The sequence below is a fragment of the Halomonas getboli genome (assembly GCF_023094245.1).
Classification (GTDB): domain Bacteria; phylum Pseudomonadota; class Gammaproteobacteria; order Pseudomonadales; family Halomonadaceae; genus Halomonas; species Halomonas getboli.
Genome location: NZ_JALMEW010000001.1, coordinates 85,502 through 98,726, shown reverse-complemented (window position 1 = coordinate 98,726; position 13,225 = coordinate 85,502). Strand labels below are relative to the sequence as shown.

The 13,225-nt window shown below is 70.5% G+C and carries 13 protein-coding genes and 1 riboswitch; of the genes, 5 read left to right on the top strand and 8 right to left on the bottom strand.

Translation table 11 applies throughout. The features are described from left to right. Positions 1 to 23: 23 nt before the first annotated feature. Positions 24 to 189, bottom strand: a riboswitch (cobalamin riboswitch). Positions 190 to 455: 266 nt separating this feature from the next. From MYL53_RS00515 to cobT, 7 genes are read right to left on the bottom strand one after another with little or no spacing between them, the layout of a single operon-like run. After that, positions 456 to 878 (bottom strand): bifunctional adenosylcobinamide kinase/adenosylcobinamide-phosphate guanylyltransferase, encoded by a 423-nt coding sequence (locus MYL53_RS00515; RefSeq protein WP_247851411.1) that lies wholly within the window; start codon positions 876 to 878, stop codon positions 456 to 458. Next, positions 830 to 1,468, bottom strand: coding sequence for a histidine phosphatase family protein (locus MYL53_RS00510; protein ID WP_247851410.1), 639 nt, complete (start codon positions 1,466 to 1,468; stop codon positions 830 to 832). Before MYL53_RS00510 ends, MYL53_RS00515 begins: the two co-directional genes overlap by 49 nt. Beyond that, a complete protein-coding gene (gene cobS, locus MYL53_RS00505; RefSeq protein ID WP_247851409.1) occupies positions 1,420 to 2,178 on the bottom strand; it encodes an adenosylcobinamide-GDP ribazoletransferase in 759 nt (252 codons plus the stop codon). The genes MYL53_RS00510 and cobS overlap by 49 nt, the downstream gene beginning before the upstream one ends. Next, positions 2,175 to 2,717, bottom strand: coding sequence for a bifunctional adenosylcobinamide kinase/adenosylcobinamide-phosphate guanylyltransferase (locus tag MYL53_RS00500; protein WP_247851408.1), 543 nt, complete (start codon positions 2,715 to 2,717; stop codon positions 2,175 to 2,177). Before MYL53_RS00500 ends, cobS begins: the two co-directional genes overlap by 4 nt. Next, complete coding sequence (cobD, locus tag MYL53_RS00495; protein ID WP_247851407.1) at positions 2,714 to 3,847, bottom strand: threonine-phosphate decarboxylase CobD; 1,134 nt, start codon at positions 3,845 to 3,847, stop codon at positions 2,714 to 2,716. The genes MYL53_RS00500 and cobD overlap by 4 nt, the downstream gene beginning before the upstream one ends. Further along, entirely contained in the window at positions 3,844 to 4,824 is a 981-nt protein-coding gene (gene cbiB / locus MYL53_RS00490) for an adenosylcobinamide-phosphate synthase CbiB (protein WP_247851406.1), read from the bottom strand. The genes cobD and cbiB overlap by 4 nt, the downstream gene beginning before the upstream one ends. Further along, complete coding sequence (gene cobT / locus MYL53_RS00485; protein WP_247851405.1) at positions 4,821 to 5,885, bottom strand: nicotinate-nucleotide--dimethylbenzimidazole phosphoribosyltransferase; 1,065 nt, start codon at positions 5,883 to 5,885, stop codon at positions 4,821 to 4,823. Before cobT ends, cbiB begins: the two co-directional genes overlap by 4 nt. A 253-nt stretch (positions 5,886 to 6,138) precedes the next feature. Here cobT and MYL53_RS00480 point away from each other — a divergent pair, with 253 nt between their 5' ends. From MYL53_RS00480 to MYL53_RS00470, 3 genes are all read left to right on the top strand, one after another. Then, positions 6,139 to 7,464 (top strand): sulfite oxidase, encoded by a 1,326-nt coding sequence (locus tag MYL53_RS00480; protein WP_247851404.1) that lies wholly within the window; start codon positions 6,139 to 6,141, stop codon positions 7,462 to 7,464. Between the two features lie 10 nt (positions 7,465 to 7,474). After that, positions 7,475 to 7,906 carry a hypothetical protein gene (locus MYL53_RS00475; protein WP_247851403.1) on the top strand — a complete coding sequence of 144 codons (432 nt, stop codon included), beginning with the start codon at positions 7,475 to 7,477 and terminating at the stop codon, positions 7,904 to 7,906. Between the two features lie 67 nt (positions 7,907 to 7,973). Continuing rightward, complete coding sequence (locus MYL53_RS00470; protein ID WP_247851402.1) at positions 7,974 to 9,044, top strand: PA0069 family radical SAM protein; 1,071 nt, start codon at positions 7,974 to 7,976, stop codon at positions 9,042 to 9,044. Between the two features lie 21 nt (positions 9,045 to 9,065). Here MYL53_RS00470 and MYL53_RS00465 read toward each other — a convergent pair whose 3' ends face one another. Next, positions 9,066 to 9,998 carry a LysR family transcriptional regulator gene (locus MYL53_RS00465; RefSeq protein WP_247851401.1) on the bottom strand — a complete coding sequence of 311 codons (933 nt, stop codon included), beginning with the start codon at positions 9,996 to 9,998 and terminating at the stop codon, positions 9,066 to 9,068. Positions 9,999 to 10,165: 167 nt separating this feature from the next. On the opposite strand from MYL53_RS00465, the gene aptA reads away from it, so the two are divergent. Together aptA and MYL53_RS00455 are read left to right on the top strand one after the other, a co-directional pair. Then, positions 10,166 to 11,509 (top strand): omega-aminotransferase AptA, encoded by a 1,344-nt coding sequence (gene aptA / locus MYL53_RS00460; protein WP_247851400.1) that lies wholly within the window; start codon positions 10,166 to 10,168, stop codon positions 11,507 to 11,509. A 180-nt stretch (positions 11,510 to 11,689) separates the two neighbouring features. Next, complete coding sequence (locus tag MYL53_RS00455) at positions 11,690 to 13,180, top strand: CoA-acylating methylmalonate-semialdehyde dehydrogenase (RefSeq protein WP_247851399.1); 1,491 nt, start codon at positions 11,690 to 11,692, stop codon at positions 13,178 to 13,180. Positions 13,181 to 13,225 lie beyond the last annotated feature (45 nt).

The following is a 13,225-nucleotide window of genomic DNA, read 5'->3' as shown; positions in this document are numbered from 1 at the left end:
GTGCATCGCGGCGTTGGCTCTCGGGCCGGTCTCCGGGCTGACGAGCAGGCGCCTGTGCGCCTCGTCACCGCCGCCTTCCCGTGCGTGGCACAGTGGCATGTGGCGGTGGCTGACTCGATCACCGTTGCGGGGGCAGCGTCGGACTGGATCACCGACTTCCCGTTTACCCTGGTCCTTCTTGTCGGGGCCTTTTGCGCCTGCCGACAGGGCAGACTGGCGGGTCACCTGAGAGTGCGGCGTAAGCTAGCAATCGCCCACCGGGGCGTCAACGCGGCATGGGATTCTGCTCCAGTGCCGCCGCCAACCGATACGCTCGGGGCTATTCCGGTGACGGCTCTACGCGGGGCGCTGTGAACCCATCCCTGGGCGCTAACTTTTGCCATCCCTGGCAAAAACCCCCGCTACGAGCCGTCCCCAGTGCCCCTCACTCGCTGGCCTCGCCTTCACCTAGACACCTAGAACCGGCGCGCGAGGCCATGGCGCACGTACCAGACCGCGTCGGCGCGGGCGGCGGCGTCCTGGGCCAGCCAGCCGGCCAGGTCGCGCAGGCGCCGGTCCGCCGCGTCCATGGGCACGATGCCGCGGCCCATCTCGGGCAGGATCAGCACGATCTCTCCCCTCGCCTCGCGCTCGGCGTTCCTCAGCGCGTCGAGCGCCGCGACCAGCCGCTCGCGCAGCCGGTCGTCGTCGGGCTCTGTGGCGAGCGCCTGCGCCAGCCAGCGCGTCCAGCCGGTCAGCACCCGCACCGCGCCCGGGCGAAGATGGTGCTCGGCGCCGTCGAGTCCCATCTCGTCGATCCGAGACCAGCCGGCGTCGGGGAAGCGTGCGGCTACGAGGTCGCGCTTGCCGGCGCAGGCACCGCCGATGAAGAGCTGCATGTCCAGCCGTCCTCCTCGAGTGTGAACGTAAAGAGACGCCCCTGGGCCTGGCCGACCACGCCGTCCCAGAAATCCGCCGCCTCCAGGCGCCGGCGCAGCTCGCGGATGGCACCGCCGTGGCTCACCGCCAGCACCCGGCGATGGCCCGCCGTCCGCGCCTCGGCCAGCACCTCCTCGAGCCAGGCCGAGAGCCGCGCCCAGAGGTCGTCGGCGGACTCGCCGCCGGGCGTGGCCAGCTGGCCCTGGCTGTCGACCCAGGCGCGATAGTCGGGGTCGTCCTTGAGCTCGGCCCAGGTCCGGCCCTCGTAGTCGCCGAAGGCCAGCTCGCGCAGCCGGGCATCGAGGCTTGGCACAGGATCGGCTCGCCCTTCGAGCACATGGGCCAGGGTCTGGCGGCAGCGGGTCAGGTCGCTGCAGTGCACGGCGTCGAAGGCGACCTCGGCCAGCGCCTCGCGCAGGCGGTCGAGATCGGGCTCGGCGTCCGGCAGCAGCAGCGGGATGTCACGGTGGCCCTGGTAGCGGCGTTCTCTGTTCCAACGGGTCAGGCCATGACGAACGACCACCAGCTCCAGGCGATCAGCAGCAGCCATAGTTCTCCTCCTTCGATGGCGGCGCCGACGATGTCGCCGTTGATGCCGCCGAAGGCCCGGCGCACCGCCCGGCCGTAGATGATGACGAAGCCCGCCAGCCCGGCCAGCAGCCAGGCCAGCGCGGGCACGAACACGAGACACGCCAGCGCCGGCAGCGCCGCCAGCGCCAGGTCGCGCCGGCCGAGGCTCTGCTGCCAGGCGTGGGCCAGGCCCTCGGCGCGGGCGGCGGGCTGGCTCACCAGCAGGCCGACCGCGGCCAGCCGGCCCAGCGCTACCACCGGCACCAGCCACCAGGGGCTCGCCCCGGCGGCCAGCAGCGCCCACAGCAGCGCCGCCTTCCAGGCCAGCTGGAAGACCAGCGCCAGCATGCCGAAGCTGCCGACCTGCGGGTCCTTCATGATCGCCCAGCGCTTCTCGAGCGGGGCGTTGCTGCCCAGCGCGTCGGCCAGGTCCATCAGGCCGTCGAGGTGCAGCCCGCCGGTCAGCGCCACCCACAGGCTGAGCAGGGCAAGCGTGAGCAGCGGCAGCGGCAGCCACCCCTCGAGCAGCGTGCCGGCAAGGGCCACGATGGCCCCGACCAGGGCGCCGACCAGCGGATAGGCCCGCGCCGCCCAGCGCCGGGTGGCCGGCGTCCAGGGGCAGGCCAGCGTCACCGGCAGCCGGGTCAGAAACTGGATCGCCAGCAGCGCGCCGAAGCCCGCGTCCTTCATGAAGCGTCTCCTTTCCAGTCGATGGCGCGGCCGGCCACCACCTCGATCACGCGGTCCGACGCCGCGGCCAGATCGCGGTGCAGGGCCTGCAGGAAGGCCAGGTAGCGCCACACCAGGGCATCGCGGGGCGGCAGATCCTCGTTGAGGTCGTTGGAGACCACCACCAGGGCGAGGTCGCGGCGGCGGGCCTCGTCGAGCCCGGCCGCCAGCATCGCCCGGCCCTCGGCCTCGGCCTCGGAGAATCCGGCCTCGAACATCACCCGGCTGGCCCACAGGGTCAGGCAGTCGAGCAGCGCCGTGCTGCCCGGGGGCATCGTGGCGAGCGCCTCGGCGAAGGCCAGCGGCGGCTCGCGGGTCAGCCAGTCGTCGCCGCGCTCGCGGCGATGGCGGGCGATGCGGGCGGCCATCTCGCCGTCGCCGGCCCGGGCGGTGGCGAGATAGTAGCGCTCCCCGCCGCGGGCCGCGTGCGCCTCGCGCGTCAGCGCCTCGGCCACGCCGCTCTTGCCTGAGCGGGCCCCGCCGGAGACGAAGGCGATCATGGCCGCCGCCATGCCGCGAGCGCCTCGAGCAGCCGGACGTTGTCGTCGGCGCCGCGCAGCGCCAGGCGCAGCCAGGCGCCGTCGAGACCGGGAAAGCCGTGGGTGTGGCGGGCCAGCAGCCCACGCTCGAGCAGGAAGGCGAACAGCGCCCCCGCTTCCTCGGCGTCGCTCCCGCCGCGCAGTAACAGGAAGTTGGCGTGGGTCTCCGGCACCGTGTGGCCCAGCGCCCGCACGCGCTCGGGCAGGTCGCGCTCGGCCGCGAGCCAGGCACGGGTCCGGGCCAGATAGTCCGCGTCGGCGAGCAGCGGCGCCGCGAGCCCGAGGGCCAGGGCGTTGACGCTCCACGGCATCTGCAGCGTGGCCAGCCGCGCGACGGCCTCGGGGGCGCCGAGCAGGTAGCCGAGCCGGAGCCCCGGCACGTCATAGAGCTTGGTCAGCGAACGCAGCAGCAGCAGGTGGCTCGACCGCTCGAGCAGCGGCGTGAGGCGCTCGTCGCGCTCGGTGAAGTCGACGAAGGCCTCGTCCACCACCAGGGTGCTGCCGGTCTCGTCGGCCCGCGCCAGCAGCCGCTCGACCTCGGCGCGCGGAATCAGCGTGCCGGTGGGATTGTTGGGCCGGCACAGGAAGGCCACATCGACACCGGCCAGGGCGGCCTCGGCGGCGTCGGGATCGAGCCGGAACTCGGGCGCTTCCAGCGCCAGCCGCTCGACGGAAAGGCCGTGCCGACCGCAGGCCAGGGCATACTCGCTGAAGGTCGGCTCGATCACCAGCGCCCGGCCGCCGGCATGCAGCGCGGCGGCGAGATGGATCGCCTCGATGCCGCCGTTGGTGACCAGCACCCGCTCCGGTGCCACGCCGTCGTGGGCGGCGATGGCGCGACGCGCGCGGTCGTCGTCCGGGTCCGGATAGCGGGCCAGCGACTCGCCGGCGCCGGTCGAGGGTTCACTCAGCCAGTCGCTCACCCACTCGCCCAGCCAGGACGGCGGCCCCAGCGGATTGAGGTTGGCGCTGACGTCGATCACCGGGTGGTCGGCCGGCAGCCCGAAGCGCGCCAGCAGCGGCGCGATGCGCCCGCCGTGGGCGGGCCAGCCCGGTGTGCTGTTCGTATCCGGTCCTGCGTGTGCCGTCATGCCAGCCACTCCCGCAGCAGCACCAGCGGCGCCAGCAGCGCCAGCACGCCGATCCAGCCGCCGTGCATATGATGGATGGCGCGTTCGATATGGGCGACGGTCAGCGGCTCCAGCGCGCGGCCGAGGACGGCGCGATGCGAGGGGCGACCGTCGTAGTGGTTGAGCCCGCCGAGCTGGACGCCCAGCAGGTGCGCCACCATGGCCTCGGGCCAGCCGGCGTTGGGGCTCGGGTGACGCGGCGCCTCGCGGCGGGTGGCGGCCATGGCCCCCTGCGTGCGGCCGCCGACGACGAGCCGCGCGGCCAGCCACATGGCCAGGACCGTGAGCCGCGCCGGCACCCAGTTGACGGCGTCGTCGAGGCGCGCCGAGGCGCGGCCGAAGTCCTCGAAGCGCGGGCTGCGATAGCCGACCATGGAATCCAGCGTGTTGACCGCCTTGTAGGCCAGCGCCAGCGGCGCGCCGCCGAGCAGCGCCCAGCACAGCGGCGCGGTGATGCCGTCCACGGTGTTCTCGGCCACGGTCTCTACTGCACCGCGGGACAGCCCCGCCTCGTCCAGCGTCTCGGTATCGCGGCCGACGATCCCACCCAGCGCGCGGCGGGCCGCCGGCAGGTCGCCCTGCCCGAGCGGCGCGGCCACCGCCCGGGCCGCCTGGGCGAGCCCGCGGGTGGCGAAGGCCGTGGCCAGCAGCACGAGCTCGGCGGCAAGCGACAGCGCCGGCGACAGCCAGGCCAGCACCGTCAGCAGGCCCCAGACCAGCGCCCAGGTGCCACCGACCACCACCACCGCCAACCATACGCCGCGCCGACGGCGAGCCTCGGCGGGACCATGGTTCCAGGCGCGCTCGAGCCTCGCGATCGCCCGGCCGATGCCCACCACCGGATGGGGCAGCCAGGCCGGGTCGCCCAGCACGAGGTCGATGGCCAGCGCCGCGCCGATCAGCGCCAGCAGCTCCCAGGACAGCGGATCCAGCGTCATGCTCGAGGCTCCTCGTGCTCGCTGCGGTCGTCGACGCCGGCGGCGTCGAAGGTGGCCATCTCGGCGAGCATCGCCGTGGCCGCCTCGAGCAGCGGATAGGCCAGGGCCGCACCGCTGCCCTCGCCCAGGCAGAGTTCCATGGCCAGCAGCGGCTCGGCGTCCAGCGCCGCCAGGGCGTGGGCGTGGCCGGGCTCGCGGGAGCGATGGCCGAAGATCAGGTAGGGGCGCAGCGCCGGGGCGAGCCGGCAGGCCGTGAGGGCGGCCACCGTGGCGATGAAGCCGTCGACGAGACAGGGAAGGCGCCTGGCCGCCGCCTCCAGGTAGGCCCCGGCCATGGCGGCGATCTCGAGCCCGCCCAGCCGGGCGAGCACGTCCAGCGGATCGTCGGGGTCCGGCGCGCGCTTGGAAAGCGCCGCCTCGATCACCGCGCACTTGTGGACCAGCGCCTCGCCGGCCACGCCGGTGCCCGGGCCGACCAGCTCGGCCACCGGCACGCCGGTCAGCGCGGCCAGCATGGCGCTGCTGGCGGTAGTGTTGGCGATGCCCATCTCGCCGGCGATCAGGCAGCGGCAGCCCGCCTTGGCGGCCCGCTCGGCGGCGCGACGGCCGGCGGCGATGGCGGCCAGCGCCTCGTCGCGGCTCATGGCGTCCTCGCGAGCCAGGTTGCCGGTGCCGGAGCGGATGCGCTCCTGGACGACGCCCTCGGCGGGCAGCGCATTGGCCACGCCCACGTCGACCACCTCCATCCGGGCGCCGATGCGGCGCGAGAAGGCGTTGATCGCCGCGCCGCCGGCGACGAAGTTGGCCACCATCTGCGCCGTCACCGTCTGAGGAAAGGCCGAGACGCCCTCCGCCGCCACGCCGTGGTCGGCAGCAAACACCACCACTGCGGGCGGCGCCACCCGCGGGAAGTCCTCGCCGGTGATCCCGGCCAGGCTCACCGCCAGCGCCTCCAGACGTCCCAGGCTGCCCGGCGGCTTGGTCAGGGTATCGAGATAGCGCGTGACGCGTCCGGCGCAGGCGGCATCGAGCAGGGCGATCTGGGGCAGGATGTCGTTCATGGCGGGCTCCGGGCGTCCTTGTCGAGGCAGGCATTCTATCAGAGGCGGACTCGACAACGCGGACCTCGGCAGCGTCTGAAAAGTGCCTGCGCTCGCCGAGCTTTCAGACACTGCCTAAGCTGATCAAGGCCAGACCGTGACAGGCGAGCGCGTCTGTCTGTCCTTCATAGTGCGCTCCCACGACAACCGCTCACGACAACAGCCCGGCCTTCGACGCCTGCGCCGCCCGCCGGGCGCTTCAGGAGTCAGCGACATGACCAGGAAGCTTCCACGCACCCGCGGCCTCCATGAGCTCTACGCCGAAGACCCGCAAAATGCCGACCGACTGCTCTGGGGCCGCGACGTCGATCCCGTCACCCGACGCGGTTTCCTCAAGCGCTCCAGCCTGCTGGCGATGGCCGCCGCGGTGGGCGCCCAGATTCCCTTCGCCGACCGCATGCCCGGCGGGCTGATTCCCGCCGCCCTGGCCCAGAGCGATGAGCCCTTCACGCTGCAGGGCAAGGAGGGCCTGACGGTGCTCAACGACCGGCCGATCAACGCCGAGACGCCGGCCCACCTGCTCGACGATGACGTCACCCCTGCCGAACGCATGTTCGTGCGCAACAACGGCATTCCGCCAGCGATGGACGCCATCGACGTCGCCGCCTGGCGGCTGGAGGTCGCCGGGGAATCCTGCGTGACGCCCATGACCTTCTCCATCGCCGAACTCAAGGAGCGCTTCGAGCATCACACCTACCAGCTGCAGGTGGAGTGCGGTGGCAACGGCCGCAGCGAATACGTGCCGGCGGCCAGCGGCAACCAGTGGACCACCGGCGCGGTGGCCTGCCCGCGCTTCACCGGCGTGCGGCTGCGCGACGTGCTGGAGGCCTGTGGCATCGCCGACGACGCCGTCTACGTGGGCTATTACGGCGCCGACGCCCATGCCAGCGGCGATCCGAGCAAGGCACCGATCTCGCGTGGCGTGCCGATGGACAAGGCGCTGGAGGACGAGTCGCTGATCGCCTGGGCGATGAACGATGCCGACATCCCCTACCTGAACGGGCATCCGCTGCGTCTGGTGTGCGGCGGCTGGCCCGGCTCGGTGTCGGGCAAGTGGCTCGAGCGCATCGTGATCCGCAACCGCAAGCACGATGGTCCCAAGATGGGCGCGCCCTCCTACAGCGTGCCGAAGCATCCGGTCGCCCCCGGCACCGACGTGCCGCTGGAGGACTTCGAGACCATCCAGTCGATGCCGGTGAAGTCGCTGGTGACCTTCCCCAAGTCCGGCATCACCCACCCCCTGGGCAAGCCGCTGACGGTGCGCGGCCACGCCTGGGCCGGCGATCTCGCGGTCGAGGCGGTCCACGTCTCGATCGACTTCGGCGCCACCTGGCAGCCGGCCGAGCTCGGCGCCGCGCCCAACCGCCTGGCCTGGCAGCGCTGGACCAGCGCCCTGGACGTCCCCGAGCCCGGCTACTACGAGGTCTGGGCCAAGGCCACCGACAGCCAGGGACGCACGCAGCCCATGGTCGTGCCGGGCTGGAATCCCAAGGGCTATCTCAACAACGCCTGCCACCGCATCGCCGTTCAGGTGGCCTAGGGGGAATGCCATGACACGCACCAACTCCCGCCGGCATCCGGCGCTGGCCGCGGCGCTGCTGCTGTCCATCGGGGTCTCCTTTCAGGGAGGCGCTTTTCAAGGGGCTTGGGCCCAGGACGACGCACCGGCCACCGATCCGGACAGCGGCCTGATCCAGGCCGAGGGCTGGCAGGTGGTCAAGGCGAACTGCACGGTGTGCCACTCCGCCAGGCTGATCACCCAGAACAGTGGCTCGCGCAACCACTGGGAGCAGCTGATCCGCTGGATGCAGGACACCCAGGGCCTGTGGCCGTTCCGCCCTGAGATGGAAGCGACCATCCTCGACTATCTGGCCGAGCACTACGGCCCCAAGGAAGACGCCCGACGCGCGCCGCTGCCGCGTCAACTGATGCCGGACAATCCCTATGCCAGCCCCACGGACACCGACGCGCCCTCCGGCTAGGCCGCCGGGATGAATGATGCCGCCATCGCCGCTACACTGTATATATAGACAGCATAAGGAAGCCGGCATGGCGACGTCATTCTCGAACGCCGTGGCCCGCAAGGGCCGCGGCGCCACCTTCGATCCCGACAACCGCTTCGCTCCCACCCGGGTGGAAGCCGTCGACGACGGCTGGTGGCAGGAAGCCGTGCCCGAGCGGCTGGCCACCGAGGTCACCAAGGAGCGGGCCCGCAGCGCGCTGGCCTGGAACCGCTCGCCGGACCTGCCCTTCGACCGCTCGCTGAATCCCTACCGCGGCTGCGAGCACGGCTGCATCTACTGCTACGCCCGCCCCAGCCACGCCTACTGGGATCTCTCCCCCGGGCTCGACTTCGAGACCCGGCTGATCGCCCGCCTCGGCCTGGTCGAGCGTCTGGAAGAGGAGCTGGCCCGCCCCGGCTACGAATGCCGCCCGATCAATCTGGCCGGCAACACCGACGCCTACCAGCCACTGGAGGCCGAGCGCGGCACCACGCGCCGACTGCTGGCATTCCTGCTCACATGCCGCCATCCCGTCACCCTGGTGACCAAGGGCGCGCTGGTGCTGCGCGATCGCGACCTGCTCGCCGAACTGGCCGAGCGGCGGCTGGTGCGAGTGCTGATCAGCTTGACCAGCCTGGACACCGACCTGAAGCGCACCCTGGAGCCCCGCACCGCCGCCCCGGCGACGCGTCTGAAGATGATCGAGACGCTTACCGAGGCCGGGATACCGACGGGCGTGCTGGTCTCGCCGGTGATTCCGGGGCTGACCGATCACGAACTGGAGCGACTGCTGGAAGCCGCAAGGAACGCCGGCGCCATGGATGCGCGCTGGATGCTGCTGCGCCTGCCGCGGGAGGTAGCACCGCTGTTCGAGGACTGGCTGGTACAGCACTATCCCGATCGGGCCGCCAAGGTGATGAGCCTGATCCGGCAGTGCCGCGGCGGGCGCGACTACGACTCGCGCTTCGGCCACCGCATGCGCGGCCAGGGGGTGTTCGCCGACCTGCTCGAGCAGCGCTTTCGCCAGGCTTACCGACGGCTCGGCTTTCCCGGGCTGCCCTCTCTGGACTGCGAGTCCTTCCGTCCGCCGCGCCGCCAAGGCGAGCTGTTCGACTAGCCCCGCCCCTCGCCTTTTGGACTAGGCCCGTCCCTCGCCTTCGATCTGTCTATTCAGCTCTTCGAGGTAGCTCTCCAGCACCAGATTGGGCGGCGACCCCTTGCGGGTGATGGCGCTGTAGCGGGTCAGGTAGTGCCGGGTCTCGGGATTCAGCCCCCGCATTCGCCCATCGCGCACCCAGCGCTCGGCATAGTGGTTCGGCAGGTAGCCGATATAGCGACCGGACAGGATCAGGAAGGCAATGCCTTCGCGGTCGCTGGCCGAAGCGGCCGCCCTGAGCGGTTCCTGACAGGCCTTGATCTCCGGCGTCTGGGCATAGGCCGGCACCACCGCATCGCATTCGGCCAGCTGACGCTCCGTCACCTCGGCGACATCGAACAGCGGATGGCCGACGGCGCAGTAGAGCCGCGAGGCCTCTGCGTACAGCGGCAGGTACTCGAGCCCGGCGAGCGGCTTGAGCGACGGAATCACGCCGGTGTGCAAGCGCCCGTCGAGCACCCCCAGCTCGATGTCGCTGGGCGGCATCATGCGGATGTTGATGCGCACCTCGGGGCCGCGTTCCTTGAGCGCGCTGAGCGCGTGGGTGATGTGCATCTCGGGCATGCTCACCAGGTTGTCGGTGATGCCGATGTTGAGCTCGCCGCGAAGATGGGCGTGCAGGCCGTTGATCCGGGTACGAAAGCCCTCTACCGCTGCCTGCAGCTGCAGGGTGGCCTCGAAGACCTCGGCGCCCTCGTCGGTCAGGGCAAAGCCGCCGCGCCCGCGCTGGCAGAGCCGCATGCCAAGCCGCGTTTCCAGATCGTTCATGGCCATGCTGATCGCCGCGCGGCTGATGTTCAGCTCCACCTCGGCGGCGGAGAAGCCGCCGCACTCCACGACCTTGCGATAGATGCGCAGCAGCCTCAGATCCGCATCGACAAGCTGTCCGCTCAGGGTCTCACTGCGACGTGTCACGACATGGTCTCCGCTGGGTTGGGCGCGCGACCGAGGCCGGACGCGCCCAAAAAGTTAACCCTCTGCTTACATGAAATTCAATAGAGCGGAATTTAACTTATTCAGGTGCTCCACCAGGCTGATCCTGAACGGCCACGCACACGACAACGACCAACGAGGGTGGTGCCATGTCAGATCGCTTCTCCCGACAGGCCGCCGGCCTGACCGACGAACAGCTGGACGCCTACTGGATGCCGTATACCGGCAATCGCCAGTTCAAGCGCGATCCGCGCATCATCACCGGCGCCCGGGGCAGCTATCTCACCGACGCCGAGGGACGACGCGTCTTCGACGGCCTCTCGGGGCTGTGGACCTGCGGCGCCGGCCACTGCCGTCCGGAGATCGCCGAGGCGGTATCCCGACAGCTCGGCGAGCTGGACTATGCCCCCGCCTTCCAGTACGGCCACCCCAAGGCGTTCGAGCTGGCCCATCGCATGCGGGAGCTGACGCCCGAGGGGCTCGACCACGTCTTCTTCACCGGCTCCGGCTCGGAGAGCGCCGACACCGCGCTGAAGATCGCCCGCGCCTACTGGCGCAAGAAGGGCCAGCCGACCAAGACCAAGCTGATCGGCCGTTCCAAGGGCTATCACGGGGTCAACTTCGGCGGCTTCAGCCTCGGCGGCATCGGCGCTAACCGCAGCCTGTTCGGCCAGGGCGTGGATGCCGACCACCTGCCCCATACCCTGCTCAAGGAAAACGCCTTCACCCGTGGCATGCCGGAGCGCGGCGCCGAACGTGCCGACGAGCTGCTGGAACTGATCGCCCTGCACGATGCCTCCAACATCGCCGCGGTGATCGTCGAGCCGCTGGCCGGCTCCGCCGGGGTGATCCCACCTCCCAAGGGGTATCTCAAGCGCCTGCGCGAGATCTGCGACCAGCACGACATACTGCTGATCTTCGACGAGGTGATCACCGGGTTCGGCCGCATGGGGTCGATGACCGGCGCCGAGGAGTTCGGCGTGGTGCCGGATATCCTGAACGTCGCCAAGCAGCTCACCAACGGCGCGGTGCCCATGGGCGGCGTCATCGTGAAGGGCGAGATCTACCAGACCTTCATGGAGCAGGGCGGCCCCGACTACATGATGGAACTGCCCCACGGCTACACCTATTCGGGCCATCCGGTGGCCTGCGCCGCGGCGCTGGCATCGCTCGACGTGCTCGAGAACGATCGCCTGATCGAACGGGTGAAGGAGATGGCGCCGATCTTCGAGAACGCTCTGCACGGCCTCAAGGGCACACGCTACATCAGCGATATCCGAAATTACGGCCTCGCCGGTGCCCTGCAGATCGAGTCCTACCCCGGCGAGCCGGCCCGGCGCCCTTACGAGATCGCCATGAAGTGCTGGGACAAGGGGTTCTACGTGCGCTACGGCGGCGACACCATCCAGCTCGGCCTGCCTTTCATCGTCGAACGCGAAGAGATCGACCGGCTCATCAATACCCTGGGCGACGCCATCGGCGAGCAGGATTGAATCAGGCGCCCCTGAGATGCGCGCCGGGGACAAGGCGAAGCGGGGGGCACCCCCATGGATGGCGGATGTGGCGCCCAGTGAAGGGTTTACAGCGCCCTCGCGGAGGCTTGTCGACGCAACAGCGCATCGGTCCGTCAGCACCAAATCTTTCTCCTAGAAGCTGCATTCAAGAGGTAATACATGACCACACTCGGCCATCTGATCAACGGCACCCGGGTCGACGACGACGCGCGCACCCAGGACATCTACAACCCCTCCACCGGCGAGGTCGGCGGCCAGGTCGCCCTGGCCAGCAAGGCCACCGTCGAGCAGGCCATTGCCGCCGCCCAGGCCGCCTTCCCGGCATGGCGCGATACCCCGCCGGCCAAGCGGGCCCGCATCCTGTACCGCTTCAAGGCACTGCTGGAGCAGAACGCCGATGAGATCTGCCGGCTGATCGGCCAGGAACACGGCAAGATCGTCCACGACGCCAGGGGCGAACTGCAGCGCGGCATCGAGAACATCGAGTACGCCTGCGGCGCGCCGGAACTGCTCAAGGGCGAGTACAGCAAGAACACCGGCCCCGGCATCGATTCCTGGAGCGACTTCCAGCCGCTGGGCGTGGTCGCGGGCATCACGCCGTTCAACTTCCCGGCCATGGTGCCGCTGTGGATGTACCCGATGGCCATCGCCTGCGGCAACACCTTCGTGCTCAAGCCCTCCGAGCGCGACCCGACCTCCACCCTCTACATCGCCGAGCTGGCACTGGAGGCGGGCCTGCCCGCCGGCGTGCTCAACGTGGTCAACGGCGACAAGGAGGCCGTCGATACCCTGCTCGACGACGGCCGCGTCCAGGCGGTCAGCTTCGTCGGCTCGACGCCGATAGCGGAATATATCTACGGCCGCGCCAGCGCCAACGGCAAGCGCTGCCAGGCGCTGGGCGGCGCCAAGAACCACGCCATCGTGATGCCCGATGCCGACATGGACAACGTGGTCAGCTCGCTGACCGGGGCCGCCTTCGGCTCCTCCGGCGAGCGCTGCATGGCGCTGTCGGTGGCCGTGGCGGTGGGCGACGAGGCCGCCGATGCCCTGATTGCCAAGATGCAGTCGCAGATGACCTCGCTGAAGGTCGGCCCCTTCCATGATGCCGACAACGACTTCGGCCCGGTGATCACCAAGGCACACAAGGAGAAGGTCTGCGGCTACATCGACAGCGCCGCCCAACAGGGCGCCGAGATCGTCGTCGACGGTCGCGGCGTCCAGGTGCCGGGGCACGAGCGGGGCTTCTACGTCGGCGGCACCCTGATCGACCGCGTGACGCCGGACATGACCTGCTACCTCGAGGAGATCTTCGGGCCGGTGCTGCTGGTGGTGCGCGTCGATTCCATGGAAGCCGCCATGAAACTGATCGACGACCACGAGTACGGCAACGGCACCTGCATCTACACCCGCGACGGCGAGGCGGCCCGCTACTTCAGCGACCGCATCCAGGTGGGCATGGTCGGCATCAACGTGCCGCTGCCGGTGCCGGTGTCCTACCACAGCTTCGGCGGCTGGAAGCGCTCGCTGTTCGGCGACCTCTCCGCCTACGGCCCGGACGCCGTGCGCTTCTATACCCGGCGCAAGACCGTCACCCAGCGCTGGCCGTCGACCGGCGTCCGCGAGGGAGCGCAGTTCTCCTTCCCTTCCTGAGCGACCTGAGCCATCCAGCAGACGCCGAACCGGGCCGCCCGGTTC